Annotated in this window: 23 protein-coding genes; 15 read left to right on the plus strand and 8 right to left on the minus strand. The window is 73.2% G+C overall.

Going from position 1 to position 22496, the window contains the following annotated elements; translation table 11 throughout:
- The first annotated feature begins 189 nt into the window (after window positions 1-189).
- From DDJ31_RS20765 to DDJ31_RS20800, 8 genes are all read left to right on the plus strand, one after another.
- Window positions 190-603: a DUF3151 domain-containing protein gene (locus DDJ31_RS20765; RefSeq protein ID WP_127178816.1), complete on the plus strand. Its 414-nt coding sequence runs from the start codon at window positions 190-192 to the stop codon at window positions 601-603.
- Window positions 604-764: 161 nt separating this feature from the next.
- Window positions 765-1613 (plus strand): tryptophan 2,3-dioxygenase family protein, encoded by an 849-nt coding sequence (locus DDJ31_RS20770; RefSeq protein ID WP_127178815.1) that lies wholly within the window; start codon window positions 765-767, stop codon window positions 1611-1613.
- Complete coding sequence (gene kynU, locus DDJ31_RS20775) at window positions 1606-2910, plus strand: kynureninase (RefSeq protein WP_127178814.1); 1305 nt, start codon at window positions 1606-1608, stop codon at window positions 2908-2910. Before DDJ31_RS20770 ends, kynU begins: the two co-directional genes overlap by 8 nt.
- A 267-nt stretch (window positions 2911-3177) precedes the next feature.
- Window positions 3178-4071 (plus strand): alpha/beta hydrolase, encoded by an 894-nt coding sequence (locus DDJ31_RS20780; protein WP_127178813.1) that lies wholly within the window; start codon window positions 3178-3180, stop codon window positions 4069-4071.
- A gap of 165 nt (window positions 4072-4236) precedes the next feature.
- A complete protein-coding gene (locus tag DDJ31_RS20785; RefSeq protein ID WP_127182678.1) occupies window positions 4237-5556 on the plus strand; it encodes a sensor histidine kinase in 1320 nt (439 codons plus the stop codon).
- Window positions 5553-6254 (plus strand): response regulator, encoded by a 702-nt coding sequence (locus DDJ31_RS20790; protein ID WP_127178812.1) that lies wholly within the window; start codon window positions 5553-5555, stop codon window positions 6252-6254. The genes DDJ31_RS20785 and DDJ31_RS20790 overlap by 4 nt, the downstream gene beginning before the upstream one ends.
- Before the next feature lie 108 nt (window positions 6255-6362).
- Window positions 6363-7568: a cytochrome P450 gene (locus DDJ31_RS20795; protein WP_127178811.1), complete on the plus strand. Its 1206-nt coding sequence runs from the start codon at window positions 6363-6365 to the stop codon at window positions 7566-7568.
- Window positions 7569-7710: 142 nt separating this feature from the next.
- Entirely contained in the window at window positions 7711-8292 is a 582-nt protein-coding gene (locus tag DDJ31_RS20800; RefSeq protein ID WP_127178810.1) for a choice-of-anchor C family protein, read from the plus strand.
- A 59-nt stretch (window positions 8293-8351) separates the two neighbouring features.
- Here DDJ31_RS20800 and DDJ31_RS20805 read toward each other — a convergent pair whose 3' ends face one another.
- Together DDJ31_RS20805 and DDJ31_RS20810 are read right to left on the minus strand one after the other, a co-directional pair.
- Window positions 8352-9959, minus strand: coding sequence for an ABC transporter permease (locus tag DDJ31_RS20805; protein WP_171480864.1), 1608 nt, complete (start codon window positions 9957-9959; stop codon window positions 8352-8354).
- On the minus strand, window positions 9956-10909 hold the full coding sequence (locus tag DDJ31_RS20810) for an ABC transporter ATP-binding protein (protein ID WP_127178809.1): 954 nt from the start codon (window positions 10907-10909) through the stop codon (window positions 9956-9958). The genes DDJ31_RS20805 and DDJ31_RS20810 overlap by 4 nt, the downstream gene beginning before the upstream one ends.
- Before the next feature lie 74 nt (window positions 10910-10983).
- On the opposite strand from DDJ31_RS20810, the gene DDJ31_RS20815 reads away from it, so the two are divergent.
- A complete protein-coding gene (locus tag DDJ31_RS20815; protein ID WP_127178808.1) occupies window positions 10984-11499 on the plus strand; it encodes a GbsR/MarR family transcriptional regulator in 516 nt (171 codons plus the stop codon).
- 118 nt (window positions 11500-11617) lie between these two features.
- Here the strand turns inward: DDJ31_RS20815 and DDJ31_RS20820 are convergent, their stop codons facing one another.
- The gene (locus DDJ31_RS20820; RefSeq protein WP_127178807.1) at window positions 11618-12454 is read right to left on the minus strand and encodes a diacylglycerol kinase; all 837 of its coding nucleotides are present in this window, start codon (window positions 12452-12454) and stop codon (window positions 11618-11620) included.
- A 195-nt stretch (window positions 12455-12649) separates the two neighbouring features.
- Between DDJ31_RS20820 and DDJ31_RS20825 the strand changes: the two genes are divergently transcribed.
- Window positions 12650-13933, plus strand: coding sequence for an adenylosuccinate synthase (locus DDJ31_RS20825; protein WP_127178806.1), 1284 nt, complete (start codon window positions 12650-12652; stop codon window positions 13931-13933).
- A 78-nt stretch (window positions 13934-14011) separates the two neighbouring features.
- On the opposite strand, the gene DDJ31_RS20830 is transcribed toward DDJ31_RS20825, so the two are convergent.
- The gene (locus DDJ31_RS20830; protein WP_127178805.1) at window positions 14012-15847 is read right to left on the minus strand and encodes a hypothetical protein; all 1836 of its coding nucleotides are present in this window, start codon (window positions 15845-15847) and stop codon (window positions 14012-14014) included.
- 196 nt (window positions 15848-16043) lie between these two features.
- Between DDJ31_RS20830 and DDJ31_RS20835 the strand changes: the two genes are divergently transcribed.
- From DDJ31_RS20835 to DDJ31_RS20845, 3 genes are all read left to right on the plus strand, one after another.
- On the plus strand, window positions 16044-16877 hold the full coding sequence (locus DDJ31_RS20835; RefSeq protein WP_127178804.1) for an alpha/beta fold hydrolase: 834 nt from the start codon (window positions 16044-16046) through the stop codon (window positions 16875-16877).
- Between the two features lie 83 nt (window positions 16878-16960).
- Window positions 16961-17212 carry a hypothetical protein gene (locus DDJ31_RS20840; protein ID WP_127178803.1) on the plus strand — a complete coding sequence of 84 codons (252 nt, stop codon included), beginning with the start codon at window positions 16961-16963 and terminating at the stop codon, window positions 17210-17212.
- 10 nt (window positions 17213-17222) lie between these two features.
- Complete coding sequence (locus DDJ31_RS20845) at window positions 17223-18413, plus strand: SPFH domain-containing protein (RefSeq protein WP_127178802.1); 1191 nt, start codon at window positions 17223-17225, stop codon at window positions 18411-18413.
- A 19-nt stretch (window positions 18414-18432) separates the two neighbouring features.
- Here DDJ31_RS20845 and DDJ31_RS20850 read toward each other — a convergent pair whose 3' ends face one another.
- Window positions 18433-19296, minus strand: a complete 864-nt coding sequence (locus DDJ31_RS20850) for an alpha/beta hydrolase family protein (protein ID WP_431027602.1) — start codon at window positions 19294-19296, stop codon at window positions 18433-18435.
- Window positions 19297-19481: 185 nt separating this feature from the next.
- On the opposite strand from DDJ31_RS20850, the gene DDJ31_RS20855 reads away from it, so the two are divergent.
- A complete protein-coding gene (locus tag DDJ31_RS20855) occupies window positions 19482-20096 on the plus strand; it encodes a TetR/AcrR family transcriptional regulator (protein ID WP_127178800.1) in 615 nt (204 codons plus the stop codon).
- A 12-nt stretch (window positions 20097-20108) separates the two neighbouring features.
- On the opposite strand, the gene DDJ31_RS20860 is transcribed toward DDJ31_RS20855, so the two are convergent.
- Window positions 20109-20408 carry a DUF397 domain-containing protein gene (locus DDJ31_RS20860; RefSeq protein WP_127178799.1) on the minus strand — a complete coding sequence of 100 codons (300 nt, stop codon included), beginning with the start codon at window positions 20406-20408 and terminating at the stop codon, window positions 20109-20111.
- The gene (locus DDJ31_RS20865; RefSeq protein WP_127178798.1) at window positions 20405-21241 is read right to left on the minus strand and encodes a helix-turn-helix domain-containing protein; all 837 of its coding nucleotides are present in this window, start codon (window positions 21239-21241) and stop codon (window positions 20405-20407) included. Before DDJ31_RS20865 ends, DDJ31_RS20860 begins: the two co-directional genes overlap by 4 nt.
- Window positions 21242-21365: 124 nt before the next feature.
- Here DDJ31_RS20865 and DDJ31_RS20870 point away from each other — a divergent pair, with 124 nt between their 5' ends.
- Complete coding sequence (locus DDJ31_RS20870; protein WP_127178797.1) at window positions 21366-21785, plus strand: hypothetical protein; 420 nt, start codon at window positions 21366-21368, stop codon at window positions 21783-21785.
- Here the strand turns inward: DDJ31_RS20870 and DDJ31_RS20875 are convergent.
- The gene (locus DDJ31_RS20875; protein WP_127178796.1) at window positions 21778-22428 is read right to left on the minus strand and encodes a hypothetical protein; all 651 of its coding nucleotides are present in this window, start codon (window positions 22426-22428) and stop codon (window positions 21778-21780) included. The genes DDJ31_RS20870 and DDJ31_RS20875 overlap by 8 nt on opposite strands.
- Window positions 22429-22496: the final 68 nt, after the last annotated feature.

Genomic DNA, 22496 nt, shown 5'->3' on the forward strand with positions numbered 1-22496 from the left:
GGGTCCGTGGCGGTGGGGTGTGGGGTGTCGGGCCGGGTCCGTGGCGGTGGGGTGTGGGGTGTCGGGCCGGGTCCGTGGCGGTGGGGTGTGGGGTGTCGGGCCGGGTCCGTGGCGGTGGGGTGTGGGGCGTCGGGCCGGGTCCGTGGCGGTGGGGCGTGGGGCTCCGGGGGGATGGCGCAGACTTGGGGCATGACGATTCACGAGAACCTCCTCGGGGGGCCGCCCCCGACCCACCTCCCCGACGACCCGGAACCCCGCGAGCTGCTGGCCACCGGCACGGCCCCGGCCGACGTCGCCGCGAAGTACCCGAAGTCCTCGCTCGCCTGGGCACGCCTCGCCGACGAGGCGTTCGAGCGGGGCGGCGTCGTCGAGTCGTACGCCTACGCCCGCACCGGCTACCACCGCGGCCTCGACGCGCTGCGCCGGGCCGGCTGGAAGGGCCACGGCCCGGTGCCCTGGGAGCACGAGCCGAACCGCGGCTTCCTGCGCGCCCTGCACGCGTTGGCGCGCGCCGCCCAGGCGATCGACGAGCAGGACGAGTACCAGCGGTGCGCGCAGTTCCTGAAGGACTCCTCGCCCGCCGCCGCCCAGACCCTGGGCTGATCGGGCACTCCCCGTGACGGGGGCTCCGGTGTGGCCCGTCTGGCGGCAGACGGGCCTTGCCGGAACCAGGGGGATATTGAAGGATGCGAGTGGGGACCGGGGCCCCCGTGCCGGCATCGGCAGGGGCGGACCGCTACCCTCAGCAACAACAGGAGACAGCGATGTCCCAGCAGGCTCGCTCCCCTCAGGAACCCGCGGAGCCGTCGACCCCGCATCTCGACTTCGCCGGCACCACCCCGTACGAGGACTACGTCCGCGCGGACGTGCTCACCCACCTCCAGCACACCCTCTCCGACGATCCCGGAGAGATGGTCTTCCTGGTCACGACCCAGGTCATGGAGTTGTGGTTCACGGTGATCGTCCACGAGTGGGAGACCGCGGCGCACGCCCTGCGCGAGGACCGGGTGCCGGTCGCGGTCGACGCGCTGAAGCGCTCGGTGCGTGAGCTGGAGGCGCTGAACGCCTCCTGGCGGCCGCTCGGCCAGCTCACCCCGGCCCAGTTCAACTCCTACCGCTCCGCCCTCGGCGAGGGCTCGGGGTTCCAGTCGGCGATGTACCGGCGGATGGAGTTCCTGCTCGGCGAGAAGTCCGCGTCGATGCTCGTCCCGCACCGGGGGGCGCCGCGCGTCCACGCCGAGCTGGAGAAGGCGCTCCAGGAGCCCAGCCTCTACGACGAGGTGGTGCGGCTGCTCGCCCGCCGCGGTCACGCCGTCCCCGAGGAGGTGCTGCGCCGTGACGTCTCCCGGCGCTACGAGCCGTCGGACGCCGTCGAGGAGGCGTGGACGGCCGTCTACGCGGGCGACGAGCACGCCGAACTCGCCCGTCTGGGCGAGGCGTTGACGGACGTCGCCGAACTGGTGTGGCGCTGGCGCAACGACCATCTGGTCGCCACCCGCCGGGCGATGGGCGCGAAGTCCGGCACCGGCGGCTCCGCCGGGGTGGCCTGGCTGGAGAAGCGCGCCCAGAAGAACGTGTTCCCCGAGCTGTGGACGGCCCGCTCCCATGTCTGAACCCACCACCACCGACCGACTCGCCCTGCGCGCCCGGGAGTTGGACGCCGGCGACGAACTGACCCGGCTGCGCGAGCGGTTCGTCCTCGACGGCCCCGACGACCTGGACGGCCGTGATGACCTCGACGGCGTCGACGGCGTCGGCGGGACGGTCTATCTCGACGGCAACTCGCTCGGCGCGCTGCCGGTCACCGTTGCCGACCGGGTCGACGACGTCGTGCGGCGCCAGTGGGGCCGGCTGCGCATCCGCTCCTGGGAGGAGAGCGGCTGGTGGACCGCGCCCGAGCGGATCGGCGACCGGATCGCTCGGCTGGTCGGCGCCGCGGCCGGCCAGATCGTCGTCGGCGACTCGACAAGTGTCAACATCTTCAAGGCACTTGTGGCGGCCGTGCGGATGGCCAGGGGCGCGGACGGTGACGCGCGGGACGAGATCGTCGTCGACGCGACCACCTTCCCCACCGACGGCTACATCGCCGAGTCCGCCGCCAGGATGACCGGTTGCTCCCTCAGGCCCGTCGAGCCGGGCGAGGTGCCGGGGGCGCTCGGCGCCCGCACCGCGGCCGTGCTCCTCAACCATGTCGACTACCGCAGCGGACGCCTGCACGACCTGCCGGGTCTGACCGCCGCCGTGCACGCGGCCGGCGCGGTCGTGGTCTGGGACCTGTGCCACAGCGCGGGCGCGCTGCCCGTCGGCCTGGACGCGCACGGCGTCGACCTCGCGGTCGGCTGCACCTACAAGTACCTGAACGGCGGCCCCGGTTCGCCGGCCTACCTGTATGTGCGCCGTGACCTCCAGGACCGGTTCGACTCGCCGCTGCCCGGCTGGAACTCGCACGTCGAGCCGTTCGGGATGCGGTCCGCCTACGAGGCGGCGCCGGGTGCCGTGCGCGGCCGGGTCGGCACCCCCGACATCCTCTCGATGCTCGCCCTCGACGCGGCCCTCGACGTCTGGGACGGGGTCGGGATCGACGCCGTGCGCGCCAAGTCCCTCGCCCTGACCGACTTCTTCCTCCAGTGCGTCGAGGCGTACGCCGATCCCGGCCGGGTCACGTGTGTGACTCCGCGGCGGCCCGAGGAGCGCGGCAGCCAGATCGCGCTGCGCTGCCCGGACGCGGGGGACGTGATGAAGCACCTGATCGGACGAGGCGTCGTCGGCGACTTCCGGCATCCCGACGTACTCCGGTTCGGTTTCACGCCGTTGTACACCGGGTTCACCGACGCGTGGCGGGCGGCGCGGGTGCTGGGCGAGGTGCTCGACGAGGTGGCGGGCCAGAGCCGTGGCGAGGCTCGGGCTTAGGGCGCGGGCCGGGTCCACGGCGGGAGCGGCGCGGGTCCGTGCCGCTCCCGGCGCCTGCCGGGGATGAACGGCCTCCCGGGGACGAACGGACGCCACCGGGGCCGGTGGCGAACCGTTTCCCCTCACCGAGCGTCACCTCCGCGTGTAGACCCACGTCATGGGCCTGATACGGTCCCCGCCAACGGCCGATGTCCCACCTGGTCCGCCACACCCGCCCCCGCGCGCGCAGGCCCGGGAGGCACCCCATCGTCGCTGAGAGGTTGGAGCATGCCGGACGACGCCGCCGCATCCCGCGCCGCCGCCGAGGAGAAGTCGGCCCTGTCGCACCCGGTGGTCGACGCCGACGTCACCGTCGCGTACGGCGACCACCCCGACCAGGTGATCGGCCTGCACGCCCCGCACGGCGACGACCGTCCCGGCCTGCTCGCGCCCCTGGTCGTCGTCGTGCACGGCGGCGCGTGGCGCGCCCCCTACGACCGGCACCATCTCTCCCCGTTCGCCGACTACTTGGCCCGCCGCGGGTTCGCGGTGGCGAACGTCGGCTACCGGCGCGGCGCGCTGATCCCCGGCCAGGGCGGCGAGGGCGACGGCGGTCCGGTCGCCGGGCGGTGGCCCGACACCTTCGACGACATCGCCGCCGCGCTCGACGCGCTGCCCGCGCTGGTCCGCGAGGCGCTGCCGCGGGCCGACCCCCGGCGCATGGTGCTCACCGGCCACTCGGCGGGCGGCCACCTCGCGCTGTGGGCCGCGGCCCGCCATGTGCTGCCCGCCGACGCCCCCTGGCGCACCGCCGGCCCCCCGGAGCTGCGGGGCGTGGTCGCGCTGGCGCCGATCGCCGACTTCGCCGTCGCCGAGGAACTCGCCGTCTGCGGCGGGGCAGCCAGGCAACTCCTGGGCGGCGACGCCCTGTTCGAGCAGCGGCGGCGGTACGCCGACCCGGCCCTGCTGCTGCCGACCGGGATCGCGACGACGCTGGTGCAGGGCCGCACGGACGACGTCGTCCCGCAGGCCGTCGCCGAGGCGTACGCGGACGCGGCGGCGAGGGCGGGCGAGGTGGTCGGGCTGACCCTCCTGGAGGACGTCGGCCACTTCCCGCTCATCGACCCGGCGGCGGACGCCTGCGCGGTGGTGGCCGAGGAGATCGCCCAACTGGCCTGGTGAACGCCGGTACCTGGCCGTCCGGCCGAGGCGCCCCGCCCTCGATCGAGGGCGCCCCTCGGCCGGCGTCCGCTCCCCCTCGTAGTACCTGAGACGGACCCCGCGGGACCCCTCTCACTGGTGACGACGGCCACGCCCCCGGCACCTACCGTCTTACCTGTGAATGACATGAGCCAGACGCAGCAGTACCAGCCGCGCAGTCCCGAGGGCAGGGCCGCCGCCGAGGCCCTGCGCGGGCTGCGCGGAGACCTGTTCCACGAGGCCTTCGCCTACCGTCCGCTGCCGCCCATGCGCACCGACGGCCCGATCGTGCGCCTGCTGCCGGGCGGGCTGCGCGAGCGGGCGGCCCATCTGCCGCACGCCGTCATCGTCGCGGCCGCCCTCTTCACGCTGCTGCTCGGGAGCGCGCCGGGGGAGGACGCCTTCGTCTCGCTGGTCCTCGGCACCTTCGCGGCGGCGCCCGTCCTGCTGACCCTGGTGCGGCCGATCGGCGCCTTCTGGCTGTCGATGCTGGCCACCCCGGTCTGCGCGGTCCTGGCCGGCGAGTGGAGCGACTGGCCGTGGCTGCCGGGCAACTTCCTCGCCCACTTCCTGGTCCTCACGATCGTGGCGGTGCGCACCCGCCCCCGCACCGCCGGCTGGATGTGGCTGGTGACGGCGGGCTACGGCCTGCTCTACGGCAGCTCGTTCGGCGGCGGACGCACCCTCGGCTCGAACACCGCGCCGCTGCTGTTCCTCTCGGCGCTCGCCCTCCTCGTCGTCACGATCCGGCACACCCGCAGGCAGGCCCAGCAGGAGGTGACCGCGCAGCAGACGGTGACCGCCCACGAGCGGTCGCGGCGCACCCTCCTGGAGGAGCGCACCACCATCGCCCGCGAGCTGCACGACGTCGTCGCCCACCACATGTCGGTCGTCGCGATCCAGGCCGAGGCCGCCCCCTACCGGGTGGAGAACCCGCCGCCCGAGCTGGAGAAGGCGTTCGCCACCATCCGGGAGAACGCGGTGGCGGCCCTCACCGAGCTGCGCCGCGTCCTGGGAGTGGTGCGCGCCGAGGACTACGAGGTCCCGGAGGCCCCGCAGCCCACCCTCGCCGATCTGGACGGCCTGCTCGCCAATGTGCGCGAGGCCGGGCTGAGCGTCGACAAGACGGTCACCGGGGCGGTGCGGGAACTCCCGCAGGGCGTCGAGCTGTCGGCGTACCGGATCGCGCAGGAGGCGCTCAGCAACACCCTGCGGCACGCGCCGGGCGCGCGGGCGGCCGTCGACATCGGGTACGTGCTCGGCGGCCTCGGCCTGCGCATAGTCAACGGTCCGCCGCCGGAGCCGTCGCTGGTCAAGCCGTCGCCGGGCGCGGGGCACGGCGTCACCGGGATGCGGGAGCGGGTCACCATGCTGGACGGGGAGATGACCGCGGGCCCCACCGCGGACGGCGGCTACGAGGTGACGGTGTTCCTGCCGGTCCCGCGGACGCCCGAGGACGCCTCATGACGGGCGACGGCGGCCCGCGGCGGCCCCCTGCCGAGGGCGCGGGCACCATCCGGGTGCTGATCGCGGACGACCAGATGATGGTCCGTGAGGGGTTCTCGGTGCTGCTGAACGCGATGCCGGACATCGAGGTGGTCGGCGAGGCGGTCAACGGACGGGAGGCGGTGCGGCGGGTGCGGGAGCTGGCACCCGACGTCGTGCTGATGGACATCCGGATGCCCGAGCTGAACGGCATCGAGGCGACCCGGGAGATCGTGGCCGCCGAGGGCGTCTCCAAGGTGCTGGTCCTGACCACCTTCGACCTGGACGAGTACGTGTACCAGGCGCTGCGCGCGGGCGCCTCCGGGTTCCTGCTCAAGGACGCCTCGGCACGCCAACTGGCGGACGGGGTGCGGGTGGTGGCGTCCGGGGAGGCGCTGCTCGCGCCCTCGGTGACGCGCCGGCTGATCACCGAGTTCTCGAAGCTGTCGCAGACCGCCCGGCCGACGGCGCAGACGTACGGGGAGCTGACCGACCGGGAGACGGAGGTGCTGGTGCTGATCGCGCAGGGCCTGTCGAACGCGGAGATCGCGGAGCGTCTGGTGGTCGCGGAGTCCACGATTAAGACGCATGTCAGCCGGATCCTGGTGAAGCTGGGGCTCAGGGACCGCACCCAGGCCGCCGTCTTCGCCTACGAGGCGCGGCTGGTCACGCCGGGCTGAGGAACGGGCCGGGGAGCGGGCGGGGAACGGGCGGGGGACGGGCCGGGGAACGGGTGAGAAGGGCGACACCCCTGGTCAGACCAGGGGGTACCGGGCTAGCGTCCGGGCATGGGAGCCTTCGATCCGTGGGACCCGGCGTTCGTCGCCGACCCGTACCCCGCCTATGCCGAGCTGCGCGCCCGTGGGCGGGTGGAGTACTACGAGCCGAGCGATCAGTGGCTGGTTCCGCACCACGCGGACGTCTCGGCGCTGCTGCGGGAGCGCCGGCTCGGGCGGAGCTACCGGCACCGCTTCACGCACGAGGAGTTCGGGCGGTCGGCGCCGCCCGCCGAGCACGAGCCGTTCCACGTGCTCAACGACCACGGGATGCTCGACCTGGAGCCGCCCGACCACACCCGGATCAGGCGCCTGGTGTCGAAGGCGTTCACGCCCCGCACGGTGGAGCGGCTGAAGCCGTACGTGCGGGAGCTGGCCGGGAAGCTGGTGGACGACCTGGTCGAGGCGGGCGGCGGTGACCTGCTGAAGGACGTCGCCGAGCCGCTGCCGGTCGCGGTGATCGCCGAGATGCTGGGCGTGCCCGAGGCGGACCGGGCACCCCTGAGGCCCTGGTCGGCGGAGATCTGCGGGATGTACGAGCTGAACCCGTCGCAGGAGACGGCGCGGCGGGCGGTGCGGGCGTCGGTGGAGTTCTCGGAGTATCTGCGGGGGCTGATCGCCGAGCGGCGCGAGCGGCCGGGCGACGACCTGATCTCGGGCCTGATAGCGGCTCACGACGAGGGCGACCGGCTCTCCGAGCAGGAGATGATCTCTACCTGTGTGCTGCTCCTGAACGCCGGTCACGAGGCCACGGTGAACGCCACGGTCAACGGCTGGTGGGCGCTGTTCCGCAACCCCGACCAGCTGGCGGCGCTGCGCGCCGACCACTCGCTGGTGCCGGCGGCGGTGGAGGAGCTGATGCGGTACGACACCCCGTTGCAGATGTTCGAGCGGTGGGTCCTCGACGACATCGAGATCGACGGCACGGTGATCCCCCGGGGCGCGGAGATCGCCCTGCTGTTCGGGTCGGCCAACCACGACCCGGAGGTCTTCGACCGTCCCGAGCGGCTGTCGCTGGAGCGGGCGGAGAATCCGCACATCAGTTTCTCGGCCGGAATTCATTACTGCATCGGCGCCCCGCTCGCCCGGATCGAACTGGCCGCGTCCATGGGGGCCCTTCTGGAGAAGGCTCCGGGGCTGGCGCCGACGGCGGAACCGGAACGCAACCAGAATTTCGTCATCCGCGGCCTGAAAGGGCTCGACGTGCAGGTGGGGTGAGGTGCTGAGGCCCCCGGCCGGCCCCCGCAGAACTCATATGGGATGACTATTTATTTTCTTATATCGGCGTGCGGGCGTGCGCCCCTACCGTGGTTCCCGCAGACCTCCCGCCAGGGTGCGGGAGGGAGGGAAGGGGAAATTCATGCGCGCATTACGCACGTTCGTCGTCGCGGCGGCGGCGTCCGTCCTCCTGGCGGGCGCCGGGGCCGGCACCGCCTCCGCGGCCAGCCGGTTCGACGACGGCAGCTTCGAGTACCCGACCGCCCCGCAGGGCTCGTTCACGACGCTCTCGGCGGGACAGACCATCGGCCCGTGGCGGGTCGTCAGCGGCACCGTGGACCACATGGGCGCCGGATCCTGGCAGGCGGCCGAGGGCGACCAGTCCGTCGACCTCAGCGGCACCGGCGCGGGCTCGGTGGCCCAGACCTTCACCACCGTCCCCGGCACCAAGTACACCGTGAGCTACGCGCTGGCCGGGAACAGCGCGGGGGCGCCCGCCGTCAAGACGGGCAAGGTCCTCGTCGACGGGCAGAACTTCCAGGACTTCACCTTCGACGTGACGGGCAAATCCCCCACCGCCATGGGATACGTCTACCGGCAGCTGACGTTCGTCGCGACCGGTGCCACCACGACGCTGACCTTCGCCAGCACCACCGCGGGCGCCTACGGTCCCGTCCTGGACGACGTGACGGTCGTCGCGTGTCCGCCGTGCCCGGTCTGCTGACCACCGTCTGAACGCCCGAGGGGCGGGCCGCTTCCGTGGCGGTCCGCCCCGCCGCCGTGTCACGAGCCGGTCAGGTCGCGGCGGCGCAGGCCCGCGAGTCCCGCCGCCGTCAGCAGGACCGCGAGGGCCGTCAGGACCAGCACCGGCGGCCACTCCATGGGGGCGCCGGGGAGCTTGGGGAGACGGCCGAAGGGGGAGAGGCCCAGGACCGCGCGCGGGGCGTCCAGGGCCGGACCCACCCAGCCGATCAGCAGGAACGCCACCGCCACCGCCCAGGCCGCCGGGGCGGCCCGGGGCACCAGCCCGTGGAGCAGCACCGCGAGCGCGCCCACCACCCAGACCGCGGGCAACTGGACCAGACAGGCGCCGATGAGCGCGGCCGGCCGGCCGCCGTGGCCGAGGGAGAGGCCGAGGCCGGCGAGCAGCATCAGCAGGGCGGAACCGGCGAAGGCCACCGTCAGATGCCCGGCCGCCCAGCGCAGCCGCCCCAGGGGCGCGGCGAGGAGCGGCTCCGCCCGCCCCGACGTCTCCTCGCCGTGCAGCCGCAGCACCGAGGCGACGACGTACAGCGCGGCGAGCATGCCGAGCATGGAGGTCATCGAGGCGAGGAACGCGTCGGTCAGCCCGCTCCGCCCGCCCATCCGCCGGATGATCTCGCGGGCGCCCGCGTTCTCCCCGACGAGCCCGGCCACCCCGCCGGTGAGGCCGCCGAAGACGACACCGGCCAGCAGGAACCCGGCCGACCAGCCGAGCAGAGCGCCGCGTTGCAGCCGCCTGGCCAGCGCGCCCGCCGTGCCGAGGCGCCCGGTGGCCGGTCCCGGCCTGGTGGGCAGGAAGCTCATGCCGAGGTCCCGGCGCCCGGCCAACACGTAGGCGGCGCACGCCTGGAGGGCGACGGCCGCCGCGAACAGGCCGAGCACCCACCAGCGTTCACCGGCGTAGGGGCGCAGGTTCTCCAGCCAGCCCAGCGGGGAGAGCCAGGTCAGCACCGAGGAGCCGTCGTCCGCCGCGGAGTCGCCCGCCGCGCGCAGCACGAACGCGGCGCCCAGCACCGCCCCCGTCAGCCCGCGGGCCAGCCGGGCGCTCTCGGTCAGCTGGGCGACGACCGCGGCCGTCGTCGCGAAGACGAGGCCGACCGCGCCGAGTCCGAGCCCGAGGGCGAGCGCGCCCGCCGCGCCCCGGGCGGCCAGCCCCGCCGTGACCAGCGCGGTGAGCGCCGCGTCCGCGACGGCCGCGGCCAGCAGCGCGGAGGTCAGAGCGGCCCTGCGGCCCACCGCCCCGGACGCGATCAGCTCCTGACGGCCGCTCTCCTCCTCGTCCCTGGTGTGCCGTACGACGACGAGCAGGCTGGTCACGGCGGCGAGCCCGGCCGCGTAGACGCCGACCCGCCAGGCCGTCAGCGCGCCGATCGAGGTGCCGTGGAGCGGGCCGATCAGCGAGCGGTAGGAGGCGTTGACGGCGACCTGGTGCAGCAGGGCGGCGCGTTGGGAGGCGGTGCCGTAGAGCCCTTCGAGGGTGCTCGGCATGGAGAGCACGATCAGCGCGGTCACCGCGACCCAGACCGGGACCAGCACCCGGTCGCGACGGAGCGCGAAGCGCGACAGGGTGGCCGTGCGGGCGAGTTGACGGGAGAGATCGAGGCGGCGGCGGGCCGCGGGCGGGGTCATGGCGCGACCGCCTCGGAGGTGTCGCTGCCGTCGCTGCTGTCGGGGCCGTCGGTGGCGTCGGTGGCGTCGTCCTTCCGGTAGTGGCGCAGGAAGAGTTCCTCCAGGGTCGGCGGGGTCGAGGTCAGTGACCGGACGCCGATCGCCGTCAACGACCGCAGCGCCGCGCCGAGTTGGTCGGTGTCCACCTGGAACCGCACCCGGTCGCCGCGCACGTCGAGAGCGTGGATGCCGGGCAGCCGGTCCAACCCGTCGGGCGGGCCAGCGAGTTCGGCGTGGACGCTGGTGCGGGTGAGGTGGCGCAGCTCGGTGAGCGACCCGCTCTCCACGGTGCGTCCCGACCGGACGATGCTGACCCGGTCGCAGAGTTCCTCGACCTCGCTGAGGAGGTGCGACGACAGGAGCACCGTGCGGCCGCGGTCGCGCTCCTGGCGCACACAGCTCCGGAAGACCTCCTCCATCAACGGGTCGAGCCCTGACGTCGGTTCGTCCAGGATGAGCAGGTCGACGTCGGAGGCGAAGGCGGCGACCAGGGCGACCTTCTGCCGGTTGCCCTTGGAGTAGGTGCGGCACTTGCGGGTGGGGTCGAGCGCGAAGCGTTCGACGAGGTCGGCGCGGCGGCGGGCGTCGAGACCGCCGCGCAGCCGCCCGTAGAGGTCGATGACCTCGCCGCCGGACAGATCGCGCCACAGGGCGACGTCACCGGGGACGTAGCCGATGCGCCGGTGCACCTGGACCGCGTCCCGCCACGGGTCGCGGCCGAGCACCCGGACGGTGCCCGCGTCGGCGCGCAGCAGGCCGAGCAGGACGCGCAGGGTGGTGGACTTGCCGGCGCCGTTGGGGCCGAGGAAACCGTGCACCTCACCGGTGCGGACGTCCAGGTCGAGGCCGTCCAGGGCGTGGGTGCGGCCGAAGGACTTGTGCAGTCCCGCGGCCGTGATGGCCGTCGTCATGCTTCAGAACGTACGCTTGATTCAGAAATTTGTGAAGTTAAGGAAACGTATGAAGGCTGGCTAGGATGGATTCCATGAGCGCATCAGACGGGGTCGCACCGGAGCCGGCGCCCGAGCGGGACCGTGCGGCCGTCTCGAAGTTCGTGGAGTCGTTCGCGGCGCAGCTGGTCGAGGCCGGGATGCCGCGCATGCCGGCGCGGGTCTTCGCCGCGCTGCTCTCCGCGGACGCGGGCTCGCTCACCTCCGCCGAGCTGGGCGAACAGCTGCGGATCAGCCCCGCCGCCGTCTCCGGCGCGGTGCGCTACCTGGCCCAGGCGCACATGGTGTCCAGGGAGCGCGAGCCCGGTTCGCGCCGCGAGCGCTACCGGGTGCGGGGCGACCAGTGGTACGAGGCCCTGACCAGCCGCGAGCCGATCATCAACCGGTGGGCGGTGGCCCTGCGCGAGGGCGTCAGCAGCCTCGGCCCCGAGACCCCGGCGGGGCGCCGGATGGCCGAGACGCTGGCGTTCTTCGAGTTCATCGAGGGCGAGGTCGCGCAGATGATGGAACGGTGGCGGGTGCACCGGGAGCGGACGTTCGGCACGCGGTAGCGCGCCGCGCGGAGACCGGCCCGCCCGGCCGCCGCCGCGCCTCCCGATGCCCCCGGGCGGCCCGGCCGTCCCCTGGACAGCCCCGCCCTCCCCGGGCCGGTCACCGGCGTCCCCGTGGTCACTCCTGTTGCGGGACCGTCAGTCCCCAGGCCCCCGCCCACACCGTCCACGTCCGTCTGCGGACCGGGCCCGACACCGCCGCGTCCGCCCGGTAGTGGAAGTCCGCGCCGGAGACCGAGACCGTGCGGCCGGTCGTCAGCAGCGGTGCCGCCGCCGCGCCCACCGAGGCCGGGTGCACCTCGACGGTCGCCGTGCCCGACCGGCCAGGCACCACCCGTACCGCCTCCACCGGCTGGTCGAGGTCGACGAGGGTGACGCCGTCGACCTCCACCCGCAGCCGGGCGGGACCGCCGGTGACGGCCGCCCTGGCGGGCCGGGACGGCGCCAGCGTGCGGACCAGCGTCTGGCAGGTGCGCAGCCACGGGTGGGCGGCCGGGTCCAGGCTCCGTTCCTGCGGCGCGTCCGGCTCCGCCGGCGGTATCCGCAGCGCGCCCAGGACGACGCCGTCGCTCTCGTCCACGAGCAGGTCGAGCCGCCGTTCCACCCCGTCGAGCACCGCCCGAGCCGCCGCCACCGTGCCGGTGGGGACCCCCAGCGAACCGGCCACCGACAGCAGGCCACCCACCGGGACCACGGACAGCACACATTCGGCCAGCTCCCGCCGCCGGTGCAGCAGCGACACGGTGCGGACCAGCGCCCGGTCGTCGCCGATCAGGACGGGCCGCCTCGACCCCCGCCTGGCCAGCGCCCGCGCGAATTCCTCGGGGTCGGCCGGCAGGCACACCTTCGTCGTCGCACCCGCGCTGAGCACGTCTTTCGCGATCCGTACGGACTCGCCCTCGGTCCTCCGGGCGACCGGGTCGATGACCACAAGGAGCTGGTCGGAAGTCGCCACCTCGGTCCTGCCTCGCTTCCTCGGGTAGCATCTTTGTGCAAGAGCCCCTTGCGCTATTGCGCCAGGGGCTTCGTCTATTCCGGGGCATCCGGTCCGAAGGTATGCGGCCAACGACGGTCGCGGCGCACATGGCGGTGGACCCTCCGTGTCCGCCCCTGACCTTGGACATGCCCCGCCCGGAAGGGGTGTACGCGCGTGCCCGCACTTGTGCTGCTCGGTGCTCAGTGGGGTGACGAAGGCAAGGGGAAGGCGACGGACCTGCTTGGCGGTTCCGTCGACTACGTGGTCCGTTACCAGGGTGGTAACAACGCAGGCCACACGGTGGTCGTGGGCGATCAGAAGTACGCCCTGCACCTGCTCCCCTCCGGAATCCTCTCGCCCGGATGTACTCCTGTCATCGGCAACGGCGTCGTCGTCGACCCGTCGGTCCTGCTCTCCGAGCTGAGCGGTCTGAACGAGCGTGGCGTCGACACGTCCAAGCTCCTGCTCAGCGGTAACGCGCACATCATCACGCCGTACAACGTCACCGTGGACAAGGTGACGGAACGCTTCCTCGGAAAGCGGAAGATCGGCACCACCGGGCGCGGTATCGGACCGACCTACGCGGACAAGATCAACCGCGTCGGCATCCGGGTGCAGGACCTCTACGACGAGTCGATCCTCACCCAGAAGGTCGAAGCGGCCCTGGACGTGAAGAACCAGGTCCTCACCAAGCTCTACAACCGGCGCGCCATCGCCGTGGACCAGGTCGTCGAGGAGCTGCTCGGCTACGCGGACAAGCTCGCGCCGTTCGTCGCCGACACCGTCCTGGTGATCAACAAGGCGCTGGAGAACGACCAGGTCGTCCTCTTCGAGGGCGGCCAGGGCACGCTCCTCGACATCGACCACGGCACGTACCCCTTCGTCACGTCCAGCAACCCGACGGCCGGCGGCGCCTGCACCGGCGCGGGCGTGGGCCCGACGAAGATCAGCCGGGTCATCGGCATCCTCAAGGCGTACACGACCCGCGTCGGCGCGGGCCCGTTCCCGACGGAGCTGTTCGACGCCGACGGCGAGGCGCTGCGGCGGATCGGCGGCGAGCGGGGTGTCACCACCGGCCGCGACCGGCGCTGCGGCTGGTTCGACGCGGTCATCGCCCGCTACGCGACCCGCGTCAACGGCCTGACCGACTTCTTCCTCACCAAGCTCGACGTGCTCACCGGCTGGGAGGAGATCCCGGTCTGCGTGGCGTACGAGATCGACGGCAAGCGCGTCGAGGAACTCCCGTACTCGCAGAGCGACTTCCACCACGCGAAGCCGATCTACGAGACGCTGCCCGGCTGGTCCGAGGACATCACCAAGGCGAAGTCCTTCTCCGACCTGCCGAAGAACGCACGGGACTACGTGAAGGCGCTGGAGGAGATGTCGGGCGCCCCGATCTCCGCGATCGGCGTGGGACCGGGCCGCGACGAGACGATCCAGATCAACTCGTTCCTGTAGACGGGCCGTTCGCGGACAGCGCCCCCGGTACGGCTTCGGCCGGCCGGGGGCGCTGCCGCGTCCGCGGCCGGGTCCGCGTCAACGGCCCCTGCGGGCGGCCCACTTCACCACTTCGGCCGCCGCGTCACGCGCGCCGCCGTGGCCGAAGCGGTCGGTCAGGGCGCGGGCCAGGCCCGGGACGGTGCCGTCGAGGGCGGCCGACGCCGTCGTGACCAGGCCGGTCAGCAGGTCCCGCAGCCGGCGGTCGTCGCCGGTCTCCCGGACGGCCGCCGCGAGGCCCGCCATCGCCACCGCCTCCGGTGCCCGGTAGTCGACGGCGTGCCCGAGGCCGGCCCAGTCCATCCGGGCGTCGCAGCAGCCGTGGGCGTGCAGCAGCCCGGACTGGAGGCCCTGGGTGTTGTTGGCGGGCGGCAGCCACACCGTGGGGACGCCGGTCGCCGCCGCGTCGTACACGTTGCCGAGGCCCGGGGTCATGAAGGCGTACGCGGCCTCGCTCATCAGCCGCAGCACCTCGGCACGGCGGTAGGTGCCGACGGTCGTGCCTGGCCCGCACTCCGTCGGCCCGGTCGGCTCGCGCGCGGGTCCGGCCAGCTCGCCCGCGGTGAGCCTGCTCGCCGCCACGGTCACCCGCAGCCCGGCGGGGGTCCCGGCCCGCACCGCCGCGACCATCAGGCGGGCGTACGCGGCGGTCTCACGCGGGTGCCAGAACGGATTGTGCAGCCCGGCGAGGTTGACGAGGACGTGCCCGCCGCCGCCCCGCCAGGGCGGGCCGGGGGCGATCAGGGGCGCCACGACGACCGCGCGTCCGGTCGACGGTGTCTCCAGCGCGACCCGTTCGCGGACACCGAAGAAGTCCTGCGCGAGGTAGAGCACCGACGGGTCCCGGACGACGGCGGGGAGGTCGGGCCAGTACCAGGTCAGCGCGTCGTAGACGGCCACCCGCAGCCCGGCCCTGCGGGCGAGCGCGGCCATCGGGAAGTCCATGGCGGTGAGCAACAGGTCGTAGTCCTCGCCCAGTTGGCGCAGCCGGTCGAGCCGGGCGGGTTCCGGGAGCCCGGTGATGTCGTGGACGGCCGTGTACGGCGGGCGGCGCTGGAGGTCGAGGGTGTGCCCGGCGCCGATGTACGCTAACCGGTCGCAGTGCGGGGCGAGTTCGTCGGCGAGGACCGCTGCCGCGGCGGCGGGCCCGAACCCGAACGGCTGCGCGTTGACCAGGACCCGGGGCCCGACACCACCCCCGCCGACGGCTCCGCCGCCCGACCGCCCACCGGCGCGGGTACCCGAGGTCCCCCCGGCCGCCCCACCGCCCGCACCTTCGCCACGGTTCCGTTCCGTCCCCGGGCCGGTGCCGGCACCTTCGCCACCGCTCTGTCCCGCCCCCGGACCGGTGCCGGCACCTTCGCCACCGCTCTGTCCCGCCCCCGGACCGGTGCCGGCACCTTCGCCGCCGTCCCGTCCCGCCCCCGGACCGGTGCCCGTACCTTCGCCGCCGTCCCGTCCCGCCCCCGGACCGGTGCCCGTACCTTCGCCGCCGCCCTGTTCCGCCAGCGGACCGGTGCCCGTACCTTCGCCGCCGCCCTGTTCCGCCAGCGGACCGGTGCCCGTACCTTCGCCGCCGCCCTGTTCCGCCAGCGGACCGGTGCCCGCGCCTTCGCCGCCGTTCCGTTCCGCCCCCGGACCGCCGCCCGCACCCCCGCCGTTCCGTTCCGTCAGCGGGCCGGTGCCCGCACCTTCGCCACCGCTCTGTCCCGCCCCCGGACCGGTGCCCGCACCTCCGCCGCCGCTCCGTTCCGCCGTCGGACCGCCGCCCGCGCCTTCGCCGCCGCTCCGTTCCGCCCCCGCCCCGCCGCCCGCACCCCCGCCACCGCTCCGTCCCGCCCCCGTCCCGGTCCGCGCTTGCGCGTCCCCGTTCATGGCGCCTCCCCCTTCTTCCCTTCCGGCCCTTCCGGCCCTCTTCACCCTGCCGTTCCGGGGCCGCCCCGCACGTCCCCGTCCGCTCCGTCCGGCTTGTGTATCGGTCATATCGCCCCGGCGCCGGCCTCCGGTCGGTACGCTGGGTCGCGACCTCGTGACGTTACGTCGTCGCTTCTCGTCACGACGGGGGAGCGTCATGAATTCACCCGCGAGTGCCACCGTCACCGGACGGCTGCCCGTGCCCGGTGCGACCCTTCACCACGAGGTCCACGGCTGCGCCGGGCCGCCCCTCCTCCTGCTGGCCGGGGGCAACTCCGACGCCGCCGTCTTCGCGGGCCTCGCCGCCCGGCTCGCCACCGACCACCGGGTGATCTCCTACGATCCGCGCGGCAACTCCCGCAGCACCCTCGACGGTCCGCCCGTCGACCAGCGCGTCGAGGAGCACGCCGACGACATCCGGCTGCTGCTCGACCACCTGGTCCCGGCGGGCGAGCCGGTGCGGGTGTTCGCGAGCTGCTCGGGCGGCCTGGCCGCGCTGCACTTCGCGGGCCTGCACCCGGAGCGGGTCGAGGCGCTCGTCGTCCACGAACCGCCCGCGTTCCGGCTGCTCCCGGACGCCGACGAGCAACTGCGTCTCGTGGAGTCCGTCGAGGAGACCCGGCGCCGGGAGGGCACCGCGGCGGCCATGGCCGTCCTCGCCGCCCTGTTCGGCGGCCGGCCCGCGCCCCTGCTGCCCGAGGAGCGCGACAACACGGAGTTCTTCCTCGCGCACGTGCTGCGGCCGACCGCCCACCACCTGCCCGACCTCACCACGATCGCCGCCGTGGCCGCCCGGATCGCGGTGGCGGGCGGACGCGGGTCGAGGGAGCACACCGTGCACCGGCCCGCCCGCGCCCTCGCGGCCTATCTGGACCAGCAGTTGGTGGAGTTCCCGGGCGGCCATGTCGGGTACGTGAAGTGGCCGCGGGAGTTCGCCGAGGTGCTGCGCGTGACGCTGGGAGCGCTGCCGCGGGGCCGCCGGGAGAGCTGACGGGCCCCGCCGCGGACCCGCCGTCCGCCCGCTCCGGCGTTATCGTCGGATCAGGGGATCTGAACGGCGGGAGGCAGTCGTCGATGGCACAGGACGAGGCCGTGATCGGCTGTACGGGGGAACTGCTCCTCGGCACGCGCGGATCCGAGGGTCCCGGTGAGATCCTCGTGCGGGTCAGAGGCGGCTCCGAGACCTTCCTCGCCTGGTCGGAGACGCCCCTGCCGACAGGCGCCACGGTCCTCGTGGTGGAGTCGCGCGGGCTCCGTGAGGTCGACGTCATCGAGTGGGTCGATCCGTTGGACGCGTTGGACGGCCTCGCCGTCGACGCAGGCTGAGGAGAAGAAGATGTTCGGTTATCGCGTTCCCGCTCCCGACCAGGCGATGCTGATCTCGGGAGGCAGGCGAGGGCTCGGCGGGGCGCCGTTCCGGGTGGTGACGGGGCACGGCAAGTTCGTTCTGCCCGTCTTCCGCAAGACCCGTTTCCTCACCCTGTCGATGTGCGAGGCGGAGGTCACCGAGACTTGTGTGACCCGGCAGGGCATCGCGCTGCACGTCCGCGCGGTGATCGCGTTCAAGGTCGGCAACGACACCGAGAGCATCATCAACGCCGGTCAGCGCTTCCTCTCCGACCAGGGCCAGATGTCCGTCCTGACCGGTCGCATCTTCGCAGGTCACCTGCGGTCGATCATCGGCTCGATGACCGTCGAGGAGATCGTCACCGAACGGCAGAAGCTGGCCGCCGAGGTCCTCGACACGTCGAAGGTCGAGATGGCGAAGATCGGCCTGATCGTCGACTCGCTCCAGATCCAGTCCATCGACGACGGCGAGGTCGGCTACATCGAGGCCATGTCGGCCCCGCACAAGGCGGCCATCCAGCGCCAGGCCCAGATCGCGCAGGCGCAGGCCACCCAGGCGTCGGTGGAGGCGGAGCAGGTCGCGGCCCGCAACCAGGCCGAGTACGCCCGGCAGACCGCCGTCGTGCGGGCCGAGTACTCGGCGCAGGTGGACCGCGCCGAGGCGCAGGCGGCCCAGGCGGGACCGCTGGCGCAGGCGCACGCCCAGCAGGAGGTGCTCGCCGCGCAGACCGAACTCGCCGAGCGCGCGGCCAAGCTCCGCCAGCAGCAGTTGGTGGGGGAGATCGTGAAGCCGGCCGAGGCGGAGGCCGAGCGGATCAGGGTGCTCGCCGTCGCGGAGGCCGAGCGGATGAGGATCCAGGCCGCGGCCGCCGCCTCCTACGACCGGGTGGCCCTCGACCGGATGCTCATCGACCAGCTCCCGCAGATCGTGAAGGAAGCGGCGGGCGGCCTCGCGGGCGCCAACGTCAACGTCCTGAACGGCGCGGACGGCCTCGGCGAGATCGCCGCGGGCCTGGTCGCCCAGGGCCTGACGATCCTGGACTCGGTCCGCCAGAACCTGGACGGCCGGCACCCGGGGAGCGACGGCGACCGTGACGGCGACGGCGGTGACCGTGACGGTGACGGCGGTGACCGCACGGACAACCGGGGCCTGGAACCCGGCCGCGAGGTGACCCCCTGACCGGTCGTCCCGGCCGGGGCTACTTGGAGTCGATGCGGCCGACGGACCCCGTGGGGGCGGCCGCCAGGTCGGACCAGGCGCTCTCGTCGACACCCAGTGCCGTGCGCAGGAACGCCGTGGTGGCGCGCCGCACCAGGTCGACCCGCTCGGGGCTCTCGTCGGTGGTCTCGGTCGACCGGTAGTCCTGGATGCCGCCGAGCGAGTGCTCGCCGCCGTGCAGGGTGACGAGGTGCCGGGCGCCGGGGCTGTGGTGGTAGACGTCGGTGAACCAGTCGGGGCCGCGGGTGGAGAGCAGTGACTGGTCCTGGTCGCCCGCGACGACGATCGAGGGCGTCGTGAGGCCGCTGAAGTCCGGGATCATGAACGCGAAGTGCTCCTGCGCGAAGGGGCTGAGGTCCCCGCGGGAGAGCCCCGTCGTGGCCAGCAGGACCCCGGCCTTCACGCGGGGGTCGGTGCGGTCCTCGCCGGGGAGCCCGTCCGCGCCGACGACGCGCGCCCCGAGGAGCATCCCGATCGACTGGCCGCCCCAGGAGTGCCCGGCGAGCGCGAGCCGGTCCGTGTCGACGCGGCCGGTCAGCCCGGGGACCGCGGCGACGAGGGTGTCCAGCTCGTCGATGACCCGCACGAGGTCGTCGACCCGGGTCCGCCAGATCGTCGGATAGCGGGGATCGTCGGGTGTCAGTCCGAGGGTCGTGGAGTCGAGGAACGTCGGCTGCACCACGACGAACCCGTGGGCGGTCCAGTGGTCGACCAACGGGTCGCCCGCGGTCATCGAACCACCGAAGCCATGGGCGAAGACGATGACGGGCAGGCCGGCGCCCGCCGACGGAGCCGTGACGCGCACCTGGAGGTCGTCGCCGCGGGCCGGGGCGGGGAGGATCACGGGCCGCACGCTCAGTACCTGAGCGGCGGGGGGAGCTGCGAGGGAAGACATGGCTGTCCTTGGGGTCTCGGGCAAGGACGATCTGAAACGGATCGCTGATCCGGAAGATACGGAACGGCGATCCGTTCCGCAAGTCGAAACGGATCAGCGTTCCGTGAGATGGGTGGGCGTGCGATGATGAGGCGGTGACCACCTCCAGGAACCCATCCCCCGCGACCGACGCGCCCCGGCGACGGCGGGACGTGGAGCGCAACCAGCAGTCACTGCTGGAGGCCGCCGCCGAGGTGTTCGCCGTGTCGGGGGTCGGCGCGCCGGTCCGCGAGGTCGCCGCGGCGGCCGGAGTGGGCGTGGCCACGCTGTACCGGCACTTCCCGACCCGCTCGGATCTGGTGGTCGCCGTCTACCGTCAGCAGGTCGAGGAGTGCGCGCAGGCCGGGCCGCGGCTTCTGGCGTCCGCGCCGAGCCCGTTCGAGGCGACCCTGCGCTGGGTCCACCTGTTCGTCGACTTCCTCGGGACGAAGCACGGGCTGGCGCGGGTCTGGGAGGGGGACGCCGACGAGTTCACCGCCCTGCACGTCCTGTTCCTCGAACGCCTTCTGCCGGTCCTGGCCGACCTGCTCGACGCGGCCCGCGCGTCGGGTGAGGTGGTCGCCCCCATCTCCGCCTACCGCCTCCTGCGGGCGGTAGGCGACCTCGTCGCGTGGAGCCCGCACGACCCGGACTACGACGTGCGGGAGGTCGTGACCCTGCTCGTCAGCGGTCTCAGGCAGCCGCAGCCGGCGGTACCGGCCGCGTCCTGAGAGGGCCGCCGGTCAGGCGCCGGCGAGAAACGCGGACCAGGCGCCGCCGGAGACCGTGAGGTGCGGGGCGTCCGGGGTCTTGGAGTCGCGGATGTGGATGGCGGCGAGGCAAGGGCTGACTTCGACGCAGTCGCCGCCTCCGCCGTCGCTGTGGGAGGACTTGTGCCAGGTGTAGGCGGTCTCGACGCACTGGCCGCCGCTGGCGTCGCTGTACGAGGACTTGTGCCAGCTGAAGGCGGCCTCGACGCAGTCGCCGCCGCCACTGTCGCTGTAGCTGGACTTGAACCACCGAAGGGTTTCGGTGCCGGTCATTGCTTCTCCCCTGCCAACCGTTCGATGAGGCTCAGTGAGTCGTTCGGACTCAGGGCCTGTGCACGGATCTTCGCATAGCGGTGGGCGAGTTGGGCCACTTCCGCCGCATCGCTGATCAAGATGCCCTGGTCCTCGACTTCCAGGTAGACCACGTGATCGTGGTCCTTGGTCACGACGAGTTTCATGGCGCCGCGGTCGCCCGCGTAGGTGCCCCGCAGGCCGCGGTCGAGCGGCAGCACCTGGACGCAGACGTTGTCGCGTTGCGCGTCCTCCACAAGCGAGCGTAGCTGGCCGCGCAGCACTTCCCAAGAGCCGAACGGCCGCCGCAGGACGGCCTCTTCGAGGATCAGCTCGACCATCGGAGCCGGTTCCCGGTCGAACAGGACGCGCCGCGCGAGCCGTGCCTCGACCAGTTCCTCGCGCTTCTGCTCGCTGGCCGGGGGATACCCACCGCTGATCAGCGCCCGTGCATAGTCCTCCGTCTGGAACAATCCGTCGATCACCAGCGTCGCGTAGGAGCTGATCGTGACCGCCCCGGCCTCCAGCTTCGAGAAGTCCCTGAAGCGCGCGGGGTACTTGTCCAGCAGCACGAACTTCCGGGCCTTCTCGAACACTCCGAGCCCGCCCCCGATCACCTCCTCCAGCTTCACCAGCATCGTGTCGCTGGCGGGCTGCGCGCACGTCTCCATCGCGCTGATCGCCGACCCGGTGTAACCGATCTGCTTGCCCAACTGGTCCTGCGTAAGCTTCTGTTGCTCGCGCAGGGCCTTCGCGAGGGCGGCCACCAGATGCGCCGTACCGCCCGCTTCCACCTTGTTCACGGATCGCGCCATCGCGCTCACTCCCGGGCTCAACCGAACTCAACCGGCCATCAAACGCTCAGCCCGATGCCTGACCGTAGTCATTGGTCGACGCTGAGTCATGGAAACGCTAGCCCGGGTTACGGAAACTGTCCCCATGAATGCGAAAAGTGACGACCTGTGCATCGACTGGCTCCCGACCTTCGGGGTGCAACTCCGCAAGGCCGGGGTCCAGTTCGACGCCGTTCGGATGGACGAGGAACCGGGGCGGGCGCTGGCCGACCGGCTGGCGCGGATGACCGGGGGCGACCCGGGACCGGTGATCGACGTCGCGGGGAGCCGCCCGTGCGTCTACTTCCTGGTGGCCGCGGGAAGCACCGCGTTCCACCTGTGGCCCGCCGAGGTGAGGAGGCTGACGTCGGGGCCCGACCGGGAGTCGTTCATCCCCGTGCCCGCGCTCCACGACATGACCTGGCCGCTCTCGTGGCGCTACCCGCCGACCGCCCCCGACCGGTTCGTCCACACGATGTTGCTGCGGGCGGCGCTGGAGACATGGGCGCAGGCGGCGCCTAGCTGAAGACGATCATCGACCCCTGGGCCAGGCTGCGCGTGGCCGCCGCGTGCAGGCCGAGCCACACATGGCGTTCGCGGGCGAAGGGGCTCGGGTCGTAGGGCAGCGGCGCCGCCGGTTCCTCCAGGCCCGTCGGGGCCGCCGGGGGCTGCGGGGGCGCCGGGGGGTTGGCCGGGTCGATGCCGATCGACGGTGCCACGTACTCCAGTTCGCGCAGCAGCGCCTGCGAGGAGCCCAACGGGCCGCCACCGGCGAGGAGTTCGTCGTTGGAGAGGGGGTGGGCGAAGTCGACGGGGACGTAGGCGCCCGCGTGGTCGTAGTGCCAGACCAGGTGCGACTGCTGCGCCGTCGACTCGAACATCTCGAGCAGCTGCTCGTAGTCGCCGCCCAGTTCGTCCACCGGCGTCACCGGGAGGCCGCACACCTGCAACAGGTAGGTCCGGCGCAGGAAATGCAGCGCGTCGTAGTCGAAACCGGCGACCGGCGCCACGTCACCCGAGAGGCCGGGCATGTACTGGTACACCGGCACCGGTGGCAGCCCGGCCTCGGCCAGCGCCTTGTTGTATTGCGCGAGTTCCTCGGCGAACGGGTTGTCCGGGGTGTGGCACAACACGTCGACGAGCGGGACCAGCCACAGGTCACAGGCCAAAGGACAGCTCCTAGCGTGGGTCGGACGCCGACCGCCCGTGCTGGGGCGGTCAGGGAAGGTTAGTCCGT

It is taken from the genome of Streptomyces griseoviridis (genome assembly GCF_005222485.1).
GTDB classification, from domain to species: domain Bacteria; phylum Actinomycetota; class Actinomycetes; order Streptomycetales; family Streptomycetaceae; genus Streptomyces; species Streptomyces hintoniae.